The sequence below is a fragment of the Kitasatospora sp. NPDC051914 genome (assembly GCF_040680995.1).
Taxonomy (GTDB): Bacteria; Actinomycetota; Actinomycetes; order Streptomycetales; family Streptomycetaceae; genus Kitasatospora.
This window is the reverse complement of sequence record NZ_JBFAXX010000104.1, coordinates 1-17,556: the sequence shown is the minus strand read 5'-3', so window position 1 is coordinate 17,556 and position 17,556 is coordinate 1. Positions and strand designations below refer to the sequence as shown.

Below are 17,556 nucleotides of genomic sequence, written 5' to 3'. Positions count from 1 at the left end.
TTCCTATGTCCCCGGGCCGTGCGCTGCCCGGGGGCCGGCCGACCCCCCCCTACCGCGGTTCCCGCCCCTGCTACCCCCCCGCGGGGGGGGGAACGGCCCGCCCCGACCCCACCCGCCCCGCCGTACCGCCGCACAGCGGCAAGGAGAAGCCATGAGCCACACCGTTCCGGCCGTCGGCGCCGCCGCGGTCACCGCGGCCGGCTGCGTCTGGTACCTCCCGGCCCTCGCCGACCTGCGGGCGGGCGACGACCGGCCGCGCTCCACCCGCCTGGCCGCCCTCGCCTGCCTGACCTGGTGGCTCGGCACGGCCGCGGCGGGCGCCCTGCTGCTCACCCCCGTGCCCGGCCGCTGGGCGCTCGCCACCACGGCCGGCGGCGCGCTCGCGGCCGGCGTGCTCCGGCTCGCCGGCGCGGTGCGCCGCCGGGCCGAACAGCGGGAGGAGGCCCGCCGGTGGGCCGCCGTCCGCCCGGCCGGGGCGCGGCCGGTGCCGACCGTCCGGCCCCGCGCCGCACTGCTCGGATGGCTGGTGGCGGGCAGCGCCGCGGCCTCCGTCGCCACCGCCGTCCTGCTCGCCGCGGGCCGGGCGCACCCCGTCCCGGCGCCCGCGGTCGCCGCCTGTGCTGCGGCCGCCGCGGCACTCGGCACCGTCCTCGCCGTCACCGCGGCCCGGAGCCGCCCGTGACCGCATCCGCGGCCCCCCGGCCGGGCCGTTCGGCCCTGTGCGCGGGCCACTGCCCGGAGTTGGGTAGAGAAGGGGTGCAGGCAGACACCAGAACCGGCAGGAGGAGCGGTCCATGACCGAGGCGATCACCGTTCAGGGCTTCGACGGAGTCCCGCGCGAGATGCTCGACGAGGCCCGTACCCGGATCGCAGCAGCAGCGGACTGCGCCAACGCACTCGTGGAATCCCTGCGGGTCCGGCTCTCCCCGGCCGGGCTCGCCCAGGTCAACGCCGAGGTCGACGGACGGCGGATCAGGGTGCAGGAGACGGCCCGCGGCGTCGGCGAGGCGCTCGACCGCCTCGCGGACGGGCTGCGCCGCCGGATCACCTCCGTCACCGGCACCTGGACGCCCCGCGCCTGGCCGCAGCCGAACCGCACGCCCGCGCCGCCGATCCGTCCCGCAGACGGTCCGCCGCCGATCGCCCGGGTCAAGTCGCCCTCTCTGGTGTGGTGTTCGCCCGACGCTGCGGTCCGCACGCTGGACGCGATGGACTACCGCATCCACCTGTTCACCGACCCGGCCACCGAGACCGACGCAGTCGTCTTCCGGGTCGGCCCGACCGGCTACCGGCTCGCCCGGACGATCGCCGCAGCCCCGCCGCGCAACACCGCGGCCCCGCTGACCGTCAGCCCGCACAGCGCGCCGCTGCTCGCCGAGGAGCAGGCCGTCGAGCGGCTGGTGGGCGCGGAACTGCCCTTCCTCTTCTACGCCCACCCCGCCGACGGCCGCGGCCGAGTGCTGTACCGCCGCTTCGACGGCCGACTCGGCCTGATCACGGGCGCTTCCTGAACCCGTAGGGGCATCCCACGTGCCTCCGGAGTCCTGTCCTACGGTCGCCGCCGGCCGACGACGACGGTGGCGTCCAGGTCCTCGCACTCCGCGGTCCGGGCCTCCAGCCCGGCCGCGGTGAAGGCCGCGAGGGTGCGCGGCGCCTGGCGGTCGCTGGTCTCCACCAGCAGGTGGCCGCCGGGCGCCAGCCAGGCGGGTGCGTCGGCGATCACCCGGCGCTGCACGTCGAGGCCGTCCGCCCCGCCGTCGAGGGCGACCAGCGGTTCGTGGTCGCGGGCCTCGGCGGGCAGCAGTCCGATGGCCGCGCTCGGCACGTAGGGGGCGTTGGCGACCAGCACGTCCACCCGGCCGCGGAGGGCCTCGGGCAGCGGCGCGTACAGGTCCCCCTGGTACACGGTGCCGCCGGCCGCGGCCAGGTTGCGGCGGGCGCAGCGCACCGCGACCGGGTCGATGTCGGCGGCGTGCAGTTCGGCCGCACCGCCGAGGGCCGCGGCCAGGGCCGCCCCGACGGCGCCCGCGCCGCAGCACAGGTCGAGCACCACGGGTGCGGGGCCGGCCAGTTCGGCGGCGCGGCCGACCAGGAACTCGGTGCGGCGGCGCGGTACGAAGACGCCGGGGTCGACGGCGACCCGCAGGCCGCAGAACTCCGCCCAGCCGAGGACGTGTTCCAGCGGGAGGCCGGCGGCACGCCGGTCCACCATGGCGTCGAGTTCGGCCGCCGAGCCGGCCGTGGAGAGGAGCAGTTCCGCCTCGTCCTCGGCGAAGACGCAGCCGGCGGCGCGCAGCCGCAGGACGACGGACGGGAAATCGTGGAGTGAACGGGAGAGCGACACGGGAGCCTTTCGGGAACTTCCGAAGGGCGCCCCCGGCGACCGCTACAGCGGTCGGGCCGTCCGGCCGTACGAGGAGGGCACCCTGCCTGCACCTGCGTTGATGGGTCCCACCTCCTCGATCCGTTCCTGCCTGGAACGACGGCCACCCTACCCGAGCGGGGTGCCGCCCGTCGCCCGTTCGGGGCCGCTGCCGAAGCGGGCGGACCAGGCGGCCAGGTCCTCGTCGGCGACCTTGGCGAAGAGGACCGGAGGGACGGTGAACGGCGTGCCGGCGGGCACCAGTTCCAGGGCCGCGGCCTGCTCGGCGTCCACCCAGGTCCGGGTGCGGGCGGGCGCGTCCCCGGCGAGGGCGAAGGCCTCCCGGACGGCCCGGCTCGCGGTCGGGACGAACGGCTCGGAGACGACCGCGTGGAGGAACATCAGGTTCATCGCCGTGCGCAGGGTGAGCGCGGCCCCCTCCGGATCGGTCCGCACCTGGAGCCACGGCGCCTTCTCGTCCAGGTAGGAGTTGCCGGCGCTCCACAGCGCGCGCAGGCTCTGCACGGCCTTGCGGAAGTTCAGCGCGTCCAGGTGGGCCTCGTACTCGGCGAGCAGTTCGGCGGCCCGGGCGCCGAGGCGCCGCTCGGCGTCGCCGGGCGTGCCGCCGGCCGGTACGTCTCCGCCGAACCGCTTGCGGCTGAAGGACAGCACGCGGTTGACGAAGTTGCCGAAGGTGTCGGCGAGGTCCTTGTTGACCACGGCGGCGAAGAGGTCCCAGGTGAAGCTTGAGTCGTCGGACTCGGGGGCGTGCGCCATCAGGAACCAGCGCCAGTAGTCCGCCGGCAGCAGCTCCAGTGCGGTGTCGGTGAAGATGCCGACCTGTTGGCTGGTGGAGAACTTGCCGCCGTAGTACGTCAGCCAGTTGAAGGCCTTGACGTGGTCGACCTTCTTCCACGGCCGGCGCGAGCCGAGCAGCGTGGCGGGGAACATCACCGTGTGGAACGGAACGTTGTCCTTGGCCATGAACTGGGTGTACCGGACGGTGTCGTCGGCCTCGTACCACCAGGACTTCCAGTCGCGGACCTCGCCCGCGGGGGCGGCGTCGGCCCACTCCTTGGTGGCGCCGATGTACTCGATCGGGGCGTCGAACCAGACGTAGAACACCTTGCCCTCGGCCGCCAGCCCGGGCCAGACGTCGGCCGGCACCGGCACGCCCCACTCCAGGTCGCGGGTGATCGAGCGGTCCTGCAGACCCTCGGCCAGCCACTTACGGGCGATCGAGGAGGCCAGGACGGGCCAGCCGCCGGCCCGGTCGGCCAGCCACCGCTCGACCTCGCCGGTCAGTGCCGACTGCAGCAGGAACAGGTGCTCGGTCTCCCGGACCTCCAGGTCGGTGCTGCCGCTGATCGCGGAGCGCGGTTCCAGCAGGTCGGTCGGGTCGAGGACGCGGGTGCAGTTCTCGCACTGGTCGCCGCGGGCCCGGTCGTAGCCGCAGTACGGGCAGGTGCCGACGATGTACCGGTCCGGCAGGAAGCGGCCGTCGGCGACCGAGTACACCTGCCGGACGGACCGCTTCTCGACGAAGCCGTTGGCGTGCAGCTCGCGGGCGATCTGCTGGGTGATCTCCCGGTTCTGCGCGGAGGAGCTGCGGCCGAAGTGGTCGAAGGTGAGCCGGAACCCCTCGTAGACCGCCCGCTGCTGCTCGTGCGCCCGGGCGCAGAACTCGGCGACCGGCAGCCCGGCCTCCTGGGCGGCCAGCTCGGCCGGGGTGCCGTGCTCGTCGGTGGCACAGATGTACAGCACCTCGTGGCCGCGCAGGCGCAGGTAGCGCGCGTACACGTCCGCCGGGAGCATCGACCCGACCATGTTGCCCAGGTGCTTGATCCCGTTGATGTACGGAAGCGCGCTGGTGATCAGCTGTCGGGTCATCCCGGGTGCTCCAGTGCCGGTGCGGTGGTCTCGGGCCCTGCCTGCGCCTCACCGTACGCGCGCAGGGCGGCCGGGGCCGCTCATTTCGGCGCCTCGAGGGCGAGGTGTGTCCAGACGACGCCGGCCCGGCCGTGGGCGTCGGCGCGCTCGCTGCGGTGCACCTCGGCCAGGCCGCAGGCGGCGGCCAGGGCCGCGGTCTCGTCCGGCCCGACGTCGAACATCCGCCGACCGGCCGGCACCGGCCCGCTCCGCAGCAGCATGAGCACCCGCCCGCCGGGGGCGAGCAGCTGCGCGATCCGCCGCATCCCGCGCTCGCGTTCCGGCCGGTCCAGGTGCATCCACACCGCGGTCACCAGGACGAGATCGAACTCGCCTTCCGTGTTGGGAAGTTCGGGCAGCGAGTCGGCCAGCCACGGGAAGCCCCGGTGCACCCGCAGCTCGACGGTGGGGTCGACCGCCAGCACGCTGTGGCCGCGTGCCGCCAGCGCCGCCGCGTCCCGCCCCGTCCCCGCACCGACGTCCAGCACCCGGCCGGGCCGCTCCGGCACCAGGTGCAGCACCTGGGCGTGCACCTCCTCGAAGCCCACGCTCTCGTACTGCACCACCAGCGCCGCCGCGTCCTCACGGTAGCCGGCCGCCGAGTCCGGCCGATCCTCCGTCACCATCCCGCCATCGTCACACGATCGGTGATAGGGCGTTGCCCGGTAGACGCCGGGGGGCGGTCGGCGCGGGGCCGTCGCCGCGCGGGCGGTCTGCTCTACTGTCGGCAGCGCCGCCGGCCCGCCGCCGCCGGCCGTCCGACCGCCGCCGACGACCGAGGGACGGGCCCGCACGTGCCGACCGCACCCGTGATCCGCATCAACGTCCCGGGATCGTTCCCGTGGGGCGTCTTCCACGAGCGGCACCCCGAACTCGTCCGGCAGGTGCTGGCGGTGCGGCCGTACGGGCCGGCCGAGCGGGTCGCGGTGGAACGGCTGCTCGCGGAGAGCACCGGCGGCGTCCTGGAGCCGCCCGGCGACGACGCCCACGACCACGCCGACTGGCTGGCGTGGGGCGCCGGCCTGTGGGGCCGGCCGTGGCGCGAGGCGCCCTTCCTGTGGGCGGAGAGCTGGTTCTACCGACGGCTGCTCGACGCCACCGGGTACTTCCGGCCGGGGCCCTGGCAGGGCATCGACCCCTTCGCGCCCTTCAAGGACGCCGAGCTGGCCGGCGAGGCGGTGGACGGGGAACTCGCCGCCCTCGGCGAACTCGCCGACCTGCCCGCGGGGCCGCGGGCCCGGGCCCTGCTGTCCTCCGCACTCTGGGGCAACCGCGCCGACCTCAGCTTCCGGATGACCGCCGGTACCGACGGAGGGACGGCCGCCGACCTCGTCGCCGACGACACCCCCGCCCTCCTGGCCGCACTGGACCGGGCCCGGGGCCGTACGGTCTGCGTCGTCGCCGACAACGCCGGCCGGGAGCTGCTGCCCGACCTCGCCCTCGTCGACCACCTCCTCGCCGAGGTCCGGACGGCCCGGGTCGTCCTGTACGTGAAGCCCCGGCCGTACTTCGTCTCCGACGCCACCATGGCGGACGTCCTGGCCACGGTCGACCGCCTCCGGACGGCCGCCACCGCCCCCGCCCGGGCGGTGGGAGACCGCCTCTGGCAGGCGATGGGGAGCGGCGCCCTGCGGATCGGGACGCACCCGTTCTTCTGCGCACCGCTGCCCTACCGCGACATGCCCGACGACCTCCGCGCCGAACTCGCCGGCGCAGCCGTGACGGTCCTCAAGGGCGACCTCAACTACCGCCGCCTGGTGGGCGACCGCCACTGGCCGCCGGCCACCCCGTTCGCCGAGGTGGCAGGGCACTTCCCCTCCGCCGTCGCCGCCCTGCGCACCCTGAAGTCCGACGTCGCCGTCGGCCTGGCCCCCGCCACCGTCGCCCGCCTGGACACCGTCCACCCGACCTGGCGCACCGCGGGCACCCACGCCCTCGTCCAGCTCCACGATCCGGTGTGACCGCGGGCGGCCTGTCCGCCGGTCTGCCCCCACTTCCTCGCCGCGGGATCGCCGGCCGAGCAGGACGTCCTCGACGTGCTCGCCGGCTGGACCCGGATCGGCTCGGACGGGCTATGCGTGGCCGCCGTCCAGCACGCGGGCGACGAGAACCGGGATCGCCCGGTCACCGGGGAGCGGCGGGGATCCTGATGCCGGCTGTCGGCTCGTCCGCGGCCTTCGCCGCCGGGGGCGCCTTGGCGAGGGTGCAGACGCCGTCCACGCACTGGCGCTCCAGACGGCCGCGGGAAACGGTCTGCGCCAGGCCGACCATCCAGCAGGTGGGACAGCCGCGGAAGGCGATCAGGGCCAGCGGGGCCGCCAGCAGGGTGGCCGGGCCGACGACGGGCACCAGGCCGATCGAGCCGATGATCAGCCCGAAGCCGATGGCTCCGCGCGCCAGGTGGTGCAGGACGGACTTGCTGGCGAAGTTCGTCCCGGGCGCCGCGGGCTTCACGGTGTTGACGGTCATGAGTCTCCTCCGACTGGCTGGTCGAGGGCTTGATCGGCGGTTCGATCGGTCACTGCCAGCGAGTGACGCAGTGCTGCGCGCGCTCTGTGCAGCCGCGACTTCATCGCGGCGTTGCTCAGACCGAGCGCATGGGCGACGGTCCTGCCGGGCAGGTCCTGCACGTCCCGCATGATGAAAACCTGCTGCTGGTCACGGGGCAGGGCACAGACCGCAGCCGCGATCCGCTCCACCTCCAGCCTGTGCAGCGCCGCGTCCTCGGCGGACGGTTCCGCGGACGCCTCCGGTCCGGCCGACGCCTCGTCGCTCCGCGAGACGAGCAACCGCACCTGCCGGAGGCATTCGTTGCGCACGATCCGGAACATCCACGAGGCAAGCGCGCCGGTGGCCCGCAAGGTGCCGATCTTCCGGTAGAGGATGATCAGCGCCTCCTGCGCCGCGTCCTCCGCGTCCTGCGGTGAGGCGCACAGCGATGCGGCGAACTTGCGCACATGAGGCTGCGATTTCATGACGACGGCGGTGAGCGAAGTGACGTCGCCGTCCTGGGCGGCCTTGATCAGCCGCTCGTCCGGCCAGGGGAAGCGTTGGTTCATCTGCTGCTCACACTCGGGAGGCGTCCCGTGCACAGGCACCGGTCAGCCTCGGCCCTTGTAGCGCCGCATCAGGTGCCAGGTGCACGCGCCCACGAGCAGGGCTCCGACCACTACGAGGCCAGTGACCATCATTGGTGTCCTCCCGGTTCCGCCGACCCGTTCGGCCGGCACACGGATAAGAGGCGGGGAGGTCCGGAAAGGATTCACCTCCCGGCGCTGCCGCTCGTTCACCGCGACCGACCACACCATCCGGTGCAGCGGGTGACCTGACTGCGGCCGGCTCCACGGAGCCCGGCTCGAACCGCCTGCAGCACGTGCTCCCTTCATCGGCCATGGCTTCACCTCCAGGCGCCTCCTGAGTTGCCGGGCAGTCCCGCCCGTGTCGTGATTACTCACGAAACGAATCGGGCTGACGGTGGCCGCTCGCACTGGGACCGAGGCCGAGCAGGGGCGGTCGGTTGGAGGGCAGGGATGGCGAAGCAGGCTGCTGCGGCTGCGGGCGGACGAAATGCCGCGGTGAAGATCGCCTTCGCGCTGGGGCTGGTGCTCTTCGCGCAGGCCCTGCTCGCGTTGTCCCTCGTCAGCGCCCAGCAGCTGCTCGTCCCACGGAACATGCCCTTCGGCGTGACCGGGCCGCCCTCCCCCGTGGTCGCCGAGGTGGCATCGAAGCTGGGGCTCGACCTGACCTCCTATCCGAGCCAGTCGGCCGTGACCGACGCGGCCGATCGGGGCGAGCTGTACGGCGCGTACGTCAGCAACGGTCCGACCGACACGTTGATCGTCGTCCCGTCGAAGAGCTTCTTCGCCCAGACCGAGCTGGAGCCGGCGTTCGAGGCCGCGGCCCGCAAGCTGAACCAACCGGTCACCGTGCAGACGGTGAAGCCGCTCGCCTCCACCGACCCGGTCGGCGCAGTGACGTCGCTGTTGCTGCTACCACTGCTGATCGGCGGGTACCTGGCCGCCGTACTGGTCTACAAGGCGGCCCACGGCACCGCCGCCGCGCCGTGGCGCGCGGCCATCCTGGCCGGATACGCGCTGGTCGGCGCCCTGCTCACCGACCTGATCGCCGGGTTGGGGATCGGCGCGTACGCCGGCAGCCACTTCTGGCCGCTGCTGCCGTGCTTCTGGCTCATCACCTCGGCGGTGGCACTGGCCGCTGCCGCGCTGCAGGCCGTGGTGGGCAAGATGGGCACCCTGCTCGTGGCGGTGCTCTTCATCGTCATCGGCGGCCCGCCCGCCGGCGGGCTGGGCACCTACCTGCTGCCGGTCTACTGGCGCAACATCGGCGTGATCCTCCCGCCGCAGAGCGCGGTCACCCTGATCAACCACGTGCTCTACTTCGGCGGGAGCGACATCTCCACCCCGCTCGTCGTCCTGTTCCTCTACGCCTTCGCCGGCACGGCCGTCATCGCCTGGTACGGCCGCATCCGACCGGCCAGGGCGGCGGCCCGGAAGTCCGACGCACCGGCGCCGACCGCCCCAGCGGCGAACCCTCCCGACCGCCGGCGCGCCCTGATCGGAATCCTCGTGGCGCTGGGCATCTGCGCCGTCATGCAATGCCTGTTCGCGACCAACTACATGAGCGCCTCGCACGCCCCCAAGGCCACGAACCTGCCGTTCGGCGCGGTCGGCACCTCCCCCGTCCTGGCCGCGGCCGAGAAGAACATCTCCCTGAAGGTCACCCAGTACCCGAACGAAGCCGCGGCCAAGACCGCGATGGACGAAGCCCGGCTCTTCGGCGCGCTGGTCTCTTCGGGCACCTCGAACACCCTGATCGTGGTGCCGTCCATGAGCGACCTGGCACCGCTCGACCTCGCGGTGAAGTTCGAGGACGCGGCCAAGGCCACCGGCCGGACCCTGGAGGTGCAGCAGTACGCCCCGACACCACTGGCGGCCAAGGACCCCTTCGGCCTTGTCCAGGGGCTCATGCTGGTGCCGCTGATCATCGGCGGATACATGAGCTCGACCCTGCTCATGGCCGCGACCGGGAGGGCCGCCGGCCGCTGGCGCGCCGCCCAGCTCGCCGGATTCGCCGTCGTGAGCGGCCTCGTCATCGACGTGATCGTGTGCTACTGGCTGCAAGGGTTCCCCAGCAGCAAGTTCTGGATCACCTGGCCGATCTGCTCGCTGATCGTCGCCGTGGTCGTCTTCGTCGCAGCGGTCCTGCAGAAGCTGCTCGGGCCGGTGGGCACCCTGGTGACGGTCGTCGTGATGGTCCTCTTCGGCAACCCGTCCTCCGGTGGTGCGACCGGAGTGCCGTACCTGCCCGCCTTCTGGCGTGGCATCGGGCCCTACCTGCCACCTCGCAACGGCTACATCCTGCTGCACCACACGATCTACTTCGACGGCCACGGGACCGGCCAGGCGCTGACCACCCTGCTCGTCTACCTGGGCGTCGCCGCCGCCGTCCTCATCGTGCTCGACCTGCGCCGTACCGAAGCCACGGTGCCCACCGACGCCACCGAAGCCGCGGCCGTGGCCGTCCCCATCGGCGCCACGCCGTGACCGTTCCGTCCCTTCGAGGAGTACGCCCTGCAGTGCTTCCAGGAGCGGGACTTGGAGCGGCCGAGCGTGACCGGTCCCACCGTGGTCGCCAAGTCGTACCGGCTGGTGAAGCCCGGACAAAGCAGAAACCCCAGGTCGCTGACCTGGGGCTTTCTCATTGGAGCGGGCGACGAGAATCGAACTCGCGCTCTAAGCTTGGGAATCAGCGGCCTCTGGCGCTCGCCACGCCTCCGAGCTGCAAGGATGCAGCCTGGCGCGCCCTCAGGAACAGCTTGCTCTGCCCGCCATTGACCGGGGCTGACCGCCCGAGCTGGTGCGCATCTGGTGCAGCGCAGAACCTGGGCACACCAGCCAGAAGACACACCACCGGGCCAGCCAAGGGCCAGCGCCCCCGGCCGACCTCCGGCCCGACGCGGAGAATGAGCAGCCCAGGAATTGAACGCGTTCAACCTCTCTGTCATGCTGATCGCCGACACGCAAGAGACCGCATTCTGCCTCCGCCTGGCACGGGTTCGCAGAATGCACCCGCGCTCCCAGGGGATCGCTCGTGATAGGTACAGACGCAGGCAGACGGCTGCGTGACATCGGTGTAGGCCTGATGCTCCTACTGCTGTGCACGGCCTGTGCGGGTGCCGGTGGACCGGAGACCGAGATCGGTCAGACAGAGTTGGCCGGCGACTGGGGCAACGCTGCTGGCGCTCGCCTTCACTTGGCTGCAGACCATGGCATGACCGCCGGCCACATCGACCGTGCTGTACCGGGATGGGCCTGCAATGCTAGCGCCACAGCAGGAACATGGAACTTCACCCCCGAGTCGGCTAAAGGCAGCTGGGTCGACCTCGAAGACAGCTGGGTCGACCTCGCGGGGAGATCACATACCTGTGACCTGACCGCCCTTGTCCAGCGTGACGCCAAGGGCTTTAACCTCTGCCTGGTGGAAGACCCGGATCAGACTTGCACGGCCGCAGAACTGCTGCGCAAAGTCCCGACAACCTCACCCCCGCCGTAGCGATCCTGATGGGGATCAGCTCCGCCCAGAGAAACTCCTCTAGCGTCCACCCAACACGCTGGACGCAGAAGACGCGGTTTCAAGTCGTTGGACCTGACCTTGGGAATCTCGTCAGCCCACAAGCGTTGCCGAGCCTCTGACGTGCAAAAGTTGCCCGATCGCCGCCGATGGGAGTGATCAGCGGGCAACCCGATTGACCGTGATTTACCGTGCATCCCCGCTCTTTGGGGCACGGATGGGGCACGGCCTACAGCTGGTCAGGCACTTGCTCGATCACGTCGGCCCAGACTCGCTCTTCCCACGGATTGTCGCGGTCTACCCCGAGCCTGTCGGCGACCACGTGATCCAGGAAGCGCGAGTTCGCCTTTGTGATGGCTTGGTTCGGCCACCACAAGGAATCGCACTCGGTGCAGAGGTAGAACGGAGCGTGATCTGCTTTGAATCGATAGAACCAAACCCAGTCCTGCCCGCAGAGGGGACACGGCTGTTGAAGGTGCATCAGCTGCTCTCATGTGACGTCTCGGGCCAGCAGGCTACCGCGCGGGTGGTGGAGCGGTTTTGGCCGGTGTCCTGTCCGGTCTGGGGTCGAGCATGATCGGGGGGCCGTAAGCTTGCCCGCGATCTCGGGCAGGCTCCTCGCCTGCCCGCAATCTGGCCGAGTGGCCCCCCGGTCTTGCTCGACGCGGGTCCCGGTCCGGAGAGGTGGGTAAAACCGCGGAGCCGCCCGCCCCAGCCCCGGCGGGTTCTGGGCTCGGCCCATCTCTGCCGCCCGGCTGCCGGCGCGGCCGGGGCGCCGCCGGAGCGGGGCGAAGACAGGAGCGTCGGCGAGCGGCCAGGGCCGCGCGCTGGCGCGCCGTGCGCGCCCTTGATGAAGTAGCGAAACTCGTAACAGCCAACTCCCTTCCCTCCTCCCCGGCGGGCCAATGGCAGGGCTACGCTCGGCGGATGTTGTTCCTTCGCTGCACGAACCCGGATCACCAGGGGCCGCGGGCTCAGTACTCGGTTGTCGACCTGACCGGTGAGGCTGAGCGTCCTCTGCTGGATGGCGTCTGTCCGATGTGCCCGGCCCAGAAGATCGCGAGTGACCCGGACCGGCTGCCGGTCTGTCCGTGCTGCGGCTCCACCTGGGCGACCTCGGGTGACGAAACGACCTGCTTGCCCGGCGCCGCGACCGAGTACATGAGCTAGCTGGTCAGCCAGGCTCCGCATCGCTACTCTTGTAGAAGAGCACGCAGGAGGAGCGGAGCCATGGAGATCGATCCGAACAGCGACCGGCCAGTCTTCAAGCAGATCGCGGACCACTTCCGGGATCTCATCGACCGGGGAGAGCTTGCCCCTGGCGCCGCGCTGCCCAGTGAGGCACAGCTGTCCAGGACCTTCGGTGTAGCGGGTGGGACTGCCCGGCGAGCCCTGGAGGTGCTTCGGAGCGAAGGTCTCGTGGTCACCGAGCATGGACGCGGCACCCGGGTCCGTGAGCGTGGACCCATGCTGCGGCTCGCTTCGCAGCGGCTGACCCGGGCGAACCGCGCGGCCGGCCTGGGCGGCTTCGCTGCCGATATGCGCTCGCTCGGCCTGGACTACAAGCAAGAGATGCTTCACCTGGGCGAGGTTCCTGCGCCGCGCCGGATCGCCGAGCGGCTCAACATCGAAGAGGGCAGTCCGGTCTTCGTCCGTCGGCGGCGGATGTGGGGTGGCGGTGAGCCCATGCAGCTGGCCGACAGCTACTACCCGCTCGACCTGGTCGAGGGAACTCCGATCACCGAGGAGAACGCGGGCCCCGGCGGCAGCTACGCCCGGCTTGAGGAGCGGGGACACCGGCTCGCGTCCTTCCGCGAGGAACTGCAGGCGCGCATGCCGTCGGAGGGTGAGAAGAAGTCCCTCCGGCTCCTGCCGGGTGTCCCCGTCGTTGCGCTGGTGCGCACGGCCATCGACACCGGAGGCCGCGCCGTGGAGGTCTTCGACTCCGTGATGTCGGCCGACAAGCACCTCTTCCAGTACGACTTCGCCGCTGACTGACGGTTCGTCATGAACCAAGCCCCTGCCTAGCGGTGGGGGCTTGTTTCATGCCTGGCAACTCCTATATAACAGTAGAAGAGTACCTGAGTGAAGGTCCTACTCGCTGGAGGCTGCCATGTCTGCTTCGCGTTCCCACGTCCTCGGTTCCCCTACGGAGCGCGCGTGCCCGGACTGCGCCGGGACGCTCCGGGTCATCGACCACGACGGTTCCCTGACCGGCGCTGTGGGGGTGTTGGTGCCCTGCGGCTGCGTGGACCACCTTTACGGACTGGACGGCGGATGCCCCTGCCGCGTCCAGGTGTGGGACGACAACGACGGGCACACCGGCTGGGTGCCGATCTCGACGGCCGAGTACTCCGACGACGGCTTGTTCTTCCGCCCCTGCTCCGAGCACGCCTTGAGCGCGGTCCGGCGGCAGGCGGTGGCCGCGTGAGGCACGCCACGGCCTTCCCCTGGGACACGGACCGTCTCGCGTTAGCCGATCTGGCCCGCCTCGCTGCCCGCGGGGACCTGCCCCAGCTCCACGAGCAGATCCGCCGCACCGGTGGCTGCGCGAACCCGATCCACCTCCAGGGCTTCCGCACCCTCACCCACGCCCCGACCGGCGCGGTCTGGCACCGGTACTCCACCCAGCACGAGCCCGGCCACCGCCTCAAGGTCGCGTGCGGCAATCGGCGGGCCTCCCGCTGCCCGTCCTGCGCCCGCACCTACTCCGCCGACACCTTCCATCTGATCCGGGCCGGCCTCGCCGGGGACCAGGACAAGGGGGTGCCGGTGGCGGTCCGCTCCCACCCGAGGGTGTTCGCCACCCTCACCGCGCCGTCCTTCGGCCCGGTCCACAACCGGCCCGAGCGGGGCGTCTGCCGCTGCGGCACCGACCACCCCGACGGCTCGCCCGTCCTGGGCACCCCGCTCGATGCGGACCGCTACGACTACGCGCACGCGGTGCTGTGGAACAACCACGCTCCCGACCTGTGGCGCCGCTTCACCATCTACCTGTTCCGGACCATGGCCAAGATGGCCGGCCTCTACCAGTACGAGTTCAAGGAACAGGCGAAGCTGTCCTTCGGGAAGGTCGCCGAGTTCCAGCGCCGCGGCGCCGTCCACTTCCACGCCGTGATCCGCATCGACGGCCCCAAGGGACCCGGCACACCCCCGCCCGACTGGGCGACCGTGGCCCTGCTGGACGCCGCGATCCGCGCCGCCGCCCAGCGCGCCGCCGTGCCCGTGGCGGCCGCCGGTGACCTTCCGGCCCGGGTCCTGCGGTGGGGCGAGCAGGTGGACGTCCGCCCGATCGGCGCCTTCGGCTCCGGCGAGATCTCCGAACAGGCCGTCGCCTCCTACGTGGCCAAGTACGCCACCAAGTCGGCCGAGACGACCGAGACGGTGGACCGGCGCATCCTGGAGCGCCACGAACTCGACCGGCACCAGCTGCCCGCCCACACCCGGCGGCTGATCGAAACGTGCTGGGACCTGGACGGCCTGTACCCGGACTGGCTGCTGGCGCACTGGTCGCACATGCTCGGCTTCCGCGGCCACTTCTCTTCGAAGTCGCCCACCTACTCGACCACGCTCGGTGCGCTCCGCCAGGTCCGCGCTGACTACCGCGCTGCCGAGGCCCACCGGGGCCTGCGCGAGCGGCTGCTGGCCGCCGGTCTGCCCGACCTCGACGCCCTGGCCGACGCCGAGACCCTCGTCCTCGCGCATTGGAGCTTCGCCGGGGCAGGCAACTCGCCCGGCGAATCGATGCTCGCCGCGTCCGTCGCCCGGGAGCTGCACGAACGCCGCACCACCGACCGACAGGAACTCATGACCCAACTCGCCAGTGAGGAGGACGACAGCACATGGACCGCCTGCTGACCGTGGAGGAGGTTGCCAAGCTGCTCGGCACCTGGGAGACCAGCAAGGAGCGCTTCCCGCGCCGCCTGATCGCCGAACGCCGGATCGCCTTCGTGAAGGTCGGACGCCACGTCCGCATCAAGGAGAGCGTCCTCGCTGACTTCATCGAGTCGAACACCGTCCGGGCCGTGCCCCGGCCGCGCCGCCTGCGGGCGGTGGCCTGATGGCAAACAGCAAGGGCTACAGGCGCAGCTTCGGTGCCGTCCGGCAGTACCGCTCCGGCCGGTGGACGGCGTCGTACCGGGCGCCCGACGGGCAGGAACATCGCTCGCCGGAGACCTTCGAGACAAAGAAGGCGGCCGAGACGTGGCTTTCCCAGGTGGAGGCCGACCTGTCCCGAGGCGACTGGCGCGACCCGAACGCCGGCAAGGTGAGCTTCGAGGAGTACGCCCTGCAGTGGGTCCAGGAGCGTGACTTGGCGGCGACGACGGAGAGCCTGTACCGGCAGCTCCTGAAGAAGCACATCCTGCCCACGTTCGGGGCCTGGGACTTGGACGAGATCACGCCTCCGCGTGTACGCACCTGGCGGGCTGAGAGGCTGGCTTCGACCGGTCCTACGGTGGTCGCCAAGTCCTACCGGCTGGTGAAGGCGATCCTTGAGACGGCGGTTGACGACGAGCTGATCCGGCGGAACCCCTGCCGGATCAAGAGCGCGGGCAAGGAGACGGCGCCTGAGCGGCCCATCGCCACGATCGACCAGGTGGACGCCGTCGCCAACGCCATGGGGCCGCGGTGGCGTCTGATGGTCTACATCGCGGCTTACGGACCTGCCCGCCCGGAGGAGCTGGCGGAGATGCGGCGGCACGATGTGGACCTGGAGACGGTCGGCGTGCGCGTCCGCCAGGCGGCGCCCGAACTGACCAACGGCAGGCGGGTCCTGGGCGAGACCAAGTCGGAGGCCGGCAGGCGGTTCATCGTGCTTCCCGGGTTCCTGCGCAAGGAGCTGGACCGGCACCTGCGGTGGTACGCCGAGAAGGAGCCGCACGGACTGCTGTTCATGGGTGAGCGCGGCGCTCCCTTCCGGCGTTCCACCTTCGGGCGGAAGTGGCGCGCGGCCCGCGCGAAGGTCGGTCTGCCGGCCGACTTCCGGTTCTACGACCTGCGCCACACCGGGCACACCCTGGCGACCCGTTCCGGGGCCACGCTGAAGGACACCATGGTCCGTGCGGGGCAGTCGTCCGAGCGCGCCGCGATGATCTACCAGCACTCGGACCTTGATCGGCAGAGGGAGATCGCCGAGGCGCTCGACGCCCGCGTCCAGGCGCATCGGAAGGCCGCAAAGGAGCGATCTGGTGCGGATCTGGTGCAGGGCGCCTGAAGAGGTCTAGACAAAGCAGAAACCCCAGGTCGCTGACCTGGGGTTTCTTGCTGGAGCGGGCGACGAGAATCGAACTCGCGCTCTAAGCTTGGGAAGCTCATGTTCTACCATTAAACTACGCCCGCATCTGACGACCCGTCAGGGATCGCCCGATCAAGCACCACTGTACCCCATCCGCGATGCGGCACGGGGCCTGGCGTGGACGCGCCGCCGGGCCGGTGCAGGCGGGTGCCCGAGGGGCGTACTGTGTGGGCCGTTCCGGCCGCGGGAGGCGGCGAGCCGCCACGTGGAATGTCCGGAACATCCCCTAATGTGACGCTGGCGCCGCCCGGGCGGGCCGCGGCAGCCGTGCGGGGCCGCCGTACGGGCCGCGCCGGGGGCGCGAGGCGGACGGGGACCACGGGGAAGTATGGGAAGGGGATCGATGGAGCAGCGCACCGTCGTTCGTTGTGCCGAAGGGCACCTGTTCAGCACCGCCACGTTCCCGATGCAGAATCTCGGCGCCGCCCGGCTGGGGCCGGGCAGACTCATCCGGTGTCCGCAGTGCGGACGCCTGCGGAGCTCGGTGCCGGCGGACGTGAGCGAGCTGTCCGGAGCGCAACTGGCGCGCGCGATGCGGCTGGAGGCCGTGGAATTCCTCGCCTGAGAGCGTTCGGGCGGGTCGCGGGGCCCCGGGCGGATCGGACCTGATTCGTCCGGGGCCCCGCGTTGCCTTTAACCTCGACTGCGTGCTGCTCTCTGACAAGGACATCCGGACGGAAATCGACAAGGGCCGGGTCGTGATCGACCCGTTCGACCCTGCGATGGTCCAGCCCTCCAGCATCGACGTCCGGCTGGACCGCTTCTTCCGGGTGTTCGAGAACCACCGCTACCCGCACATCGACCCCTCCGAGGAGCAGCCGGACCTGACCCGGCTGGTCGAACCGGAGGGCGACGAGGCCTTCATCCTGCACCCCGGCGAATTCGTGCTGGCCTCGACCTTCGAGGTGATCACGCTGCCGGAGGACGTGGCCTCGCGCCTGGAGGGCAAGTCCAGCCTGGGCCGGCTCGGCCTGCTGACCCACTCCACGGCCGGCTTCATCGACCCCGGCTTCAGCGGCCACGTCACGCTGGAGCTGTCGAACGTGGCCACCCTGCCGATCAAGCTCTACCCGGGCATGAAGATCGGTCAGCTGTGCCTGTTCCGCCTCTCCTCGCCGGCCGAGCACCCGTACGGCTCGGAGCGGTACGGCTCGCGCTACCAGGGCCAGCGCGGCCCGACGCCGTCCCGCTCGTACCTGAACTTCCACCGCACCCGGGTCTGAGGCCGGGCCGCGTCCCGCGGCCTTCGGGGAGGGCAGCGCCAGTGGGGCGGCGGGCGGGGTTGGGGGGGCCCCGGGGGTGGGCGCGGGGGCCGGCGGCGGGGCCCCCGCCGCGGCGGGGGGGGTGCGTCACAGAGGAAGGGCGGCGGGGGGGGGAA

16 protein-coding genes and 1 tRNA gene are annotated in these 17,556 nt (G+C 71.7%); 11 read left to right on the top strand and 6 right to left on the bottom strand.

Translation table 11 applies throughout. The features are described from left to right. Positions 1 to 151: 151 nt before the first annotated feature. Together AB0M03_RS37450 and AB0M03_RS37445 are read left to right on the top strand one after the other, a co-directional pair. Positions 152 to 682, top strand: coding sequence for a hypothetical protein (locus tag AB0M03_RS37450; protein WP_363500541.1), 531 nt, complete (start codon positions 152 to 154; stop codon positions 680 to 682). 112 nt (positions 683 to 794) lie between these two features. Next, positions 795 to 1,511, top strand: a complete 717-nt coding sequence (locus tag AB0M03_RS37445; RefSeq protein WP_363500538.1) for a sigma 54 modulation/S30EA ribosomal C-terminal domain-containing protein — start codon at positions 795 to 797, stop codon at positions 1,509 to 1,511. 38 nt (positions 1,512 to 1,549) lie between these two features. Here the strand turns inward: AB0M03_RS37445 and AB0M03_RS37440 are convergent, their stop codons facing one another. The 3 genes from AB0M03_RS37440 to AB0M03_RS37430 form a co-directional block, all read right to left on the bottom strand. Then, positions 1,550 to 2,344 (bottom strand): putative protein N(5)-glutamine methyltransferase, encoded by a 795-nt coding sequence (locus tag AB0M03_RS37440; protein ID WP_363500535.1) that lies wholly within the window; start codon positions 2,342 to 2,344, stop codon positions 1,550 to 1,552. A 147-nt stretch (positions 2,345 to 2,491) separates the two neighbouring features. Further along, complete coding sequence (gene metG, locus AB0M03_RS37435) at positions 2,492 to 4,252, bottom strand: methionine--tRNA ligase (RefSeq protein ID WP_363500532.1); 1,761 nt, start codon at positions 4,250 to 4,252, stop codon at positions 2,492 to 2,494. 80 nt (positions 4,253 to 4,332) lie between these two features. Further along, a complete protein-coding gene (locus tag AB0M03_RS37430; RefSeq protein WP_363500529.1) occupies positions 4,333 to 4,917 on the bottom strand; it encodes a class I SAM-dependent methyltransferase in 585 nt (194 codons plus the stop codon). Between the two features lie 168 nt (positions 4,918 to 5,085). On the opposite strand from AB0M03_RS37430, the gene AB0M03_RS37425 reads away from it, so the two are divergent. Then, on the top strand, positions 5,086 to 6,252 hold the full coding sequence (locus AB0M03_RS37425) for a damage-control phosphatase ARMT1 family protein (RefSeq protein WP_363500526.1): 1,167 nt from the start codon (positions 5,086 to 5,088) through the stop codon (positions 6,250 to 6,252). 163 nt (positions 6,253 to 6,415) lie between these two features. Here the strand turns inward: AB0M03_RS37425 and AB0M03_RS37420 are convergent, their stop codons facing one another. After that, on the bottom strand, positions 6,416 to 6,760 hold the full coding sequence (locus AB0M03_RS37420) for a hypothetical protein (RefSeq protein ID WP_363500523.1): 345 nt from the start codon (positions 6,758 to 6,760) through the stop codon (positions 6,416 to 6,418). After that, on the bottom strand, positions 6,757 to 7,350 hold the full coding sequence (locus AB0M03_RS37415; RefSeq protein ID WP_363500520.1) for an RNA polymerase sigma factor: 594 nt from the start codon (positions 7,348 to 7,350) through the stop codon (positions 6,757 to 6,759). Before AB0M03_RS37415 ends, AB0M03_RS37420 begins: the two co-directional genes overlap by 4 nt. 471 nt (positions 7,351 to 7,821) lie before the next feature. Here AB0M03_RS37415 and AB0M03_RS37410 point away from each other — a divergent pair, with 471 nt between their 5' ends. The 6 genes from AB0M03_RS37410 (at position 7,822) to AB0M03_RS37385 (ending at position 16,097) form a co-directional block, all read left to right on the top strand. Further along, a complete protein-coding gene (locus tag AB0M03_RS37410; protein ID WP_363500517.1) occupies positions 7,822 to 9,855 on the top strand; it encodes a hypothetical protein in 2,034 nt (677 codons plus the stop codon). Positions 9,856 to 12,112: 2,257 nt separating this feature from the next. Then, positions 12,113 to 12,880, top strand: a complete 768-nt coding sequence (locus AB0M03_RS37405; protein WP_363500514.1) for a GntR family transcriptional regulator — start codon at positions 12,113 to 12,115, stop codon at positions 12,878 to 12,880. Between the two features lie 250 nt (positions 12,881 to 13,130). After that, the gene (locus AB0M03_RS37400) at positions 13,131 to 13,313 is read left to right on the top strand and encodes a hypothetical protein (RefSeq protein WP_363500511.1); all 183 of its coding nucleotides are present in this window, start codon (positions 13,131 to 13,133) and stop codon (positions 13,311 to 13,313) included. Next, positions 13,310 to 14,740 carry a replication initiator protein RepSA gene (gene repSA / locus AB0M03_RS37395; protein ID WP_363500508.1) on the top strand — a complete coding sequence of 477 codons (1,431 nt, stop codon included), beginning with the start codon at positions 13,310 to 13,312 and terminating at the stop codon, positions 14,738 to 14,740. The genes AB0M03_RS37400 and repSA overlap by 4 nt, the downstream gene beginning before the upstream one ends. Beyond that, a complete protein-coding gene (locus tag AB0M03_RS37390; RefSeq protein ID WP_363500505.1) occupies positions 14,725 to 14,943 on the top strand; it encodes a helix-turn-helix domain-containing protein in 219 nt (72 codons plus the stop codon). Before repSA ends, AB0M03_RS37390 begins: the two co-directional genes overlap by 16 nt. Further along, positions 14,943 to 16,097, top strand: a complete 1,155-nt coding sequence (locus AB0M03_RS37385; protein ID WP_363500502.1) for a tyrosine-type recombinase/integrase — start codon at positions 14,943 to 14,945, stop codon at positions 16,095 to 16,097. Before AB0M03_RS37390 ends, AB0M03_RS37385 begins: the two co-directional genes overlap by 1 nt. Before the next feature lie 51 nt (positions 16,098 to 16,148). Here the strand turns inward: AB0M03_RS37385 and AB0M03_RS37380 are convergent. Then, positions 16,149 to 16,222, bottom strand: a tRNA-Gly gene (locus AB0M03_RS37380). A 299-nt stretch (positions 16,223 to 16,521) separates the two neighbouring features. Here AB0M03_RS37380 and AB0M03_RS37375 point away from each other — a divergent pair. Both AB0M03_RS37375 and dcd read left to right on the top strand, forming a co-directional pair. Further along, positions 16,522 to 16,743 carry a hypothetical protein gene (locus AB0M03_RS37375; protein ID WP_095873965.1) on the top strand — a complete coding sequence of 74 codons (222 nt, stop codon included), beginning with the start codon at positions 16,522 to 16,524 and terminating at the stop codon, positions 16,741 to 16,743. Positions 16,744 to 16,825: 82 nt separating this feature from the next. Continuing rightward, complete coding sequence (gene dcd, locus AB0M03_RS37370; protein ID WP_363500499.1) at positions 16,826 to 17,401, top strand: dCTP deaminase; 576 nt, start codon at positions 16,826 to 16,828, stop codon at positions 17,399 to 17,401. The last annotated feature ends 155 nt before the right edge of the window (positions 17,402 to 17,556 follow it).

Excerpts from the sequence above, each read along its gene's own strand:
- AB0M03_RS37375 (WP_095873965.1), top strand. The coding sequence starts at position 16,522 with ATGGAGCAGCGCACCGTCGTTCGTTGTGCCGAAGGGCACCTGTTCAGC.
- AB0M03_RS37385 (WP_363500502.1), top strand. The coding sequence starts at position 14,943 with ATGGCAAACAGCAAGGGCTACAGGCGCAGCTTCGGTGCCGTCCGGCAG.
- metG (WP_363500532.1), bottom strand. The coding sequence starts at position 4,252 with ATGACCCGACAGCTGATCACCAGCGCGCTTCCGTACATCAACGGGATC.
- AB0M03_RS37410 (WP_363500517.1), top strand. The coding sequence starts at position 7,822 with ATGGCGAAGCAGGCTGCTGCGGCTGCGGGCGGACGAAATGCCGCGGTG.
- AB0M03_RS37405 (WP_363500514.1), top strand. The coding sequence starts at position 12,113 with ATGGAGATCGATCCGAACAGCGACCGGCCAGTCTTCAAGCAGATCGCG.
- AB0M03_RS37420 (WP_363500523.1), bottom strand. The coding sequence starts at position 6,760 with ATGACCGTCAACACCGTGAAGCCCGCGGCGCCCGGGACGAACTTCGCC.
- AB0M03_RS37445 (WP_363500538.1), top strand. The coding sequence starts at position 795 with ATGACCGAGGCGATCACCGTTCAGGGCTTCGACGGAGTCCCGCGCGAG.
- AB0M03_RS37390 (WP_363500505.1), top strand. The coding sequence starts at position 14,725 with ATGGACCGCCTGCTGACCGTGGAGGAGGTTGCCAAGCTGCTCGGCACC.
- AB0M03_RS37415 (WP_363500520.1), bottom strand. The coding sequence starts at position 7,350 with ATGAACCAACGCTTCCCCTGGCCGGACGAGCGGCTGATCAAGGCCGCC.
- AB0M03_RS37430 (WP_363500529.1), bottom strand. The coding sequence starts at position 4,917 with ATGGTGACGGAGGATCGGCCGGACTCGGCGGCCGGCTACCGTGAGGAC.
- AB0M03_RS37450 (WP_363500541.1), top strand. The coding sequence starts at position 152 with ATGAGCCACACCGTTCCGGCCGTCGGCGCCGCCGCGGTCACCGCGGCC.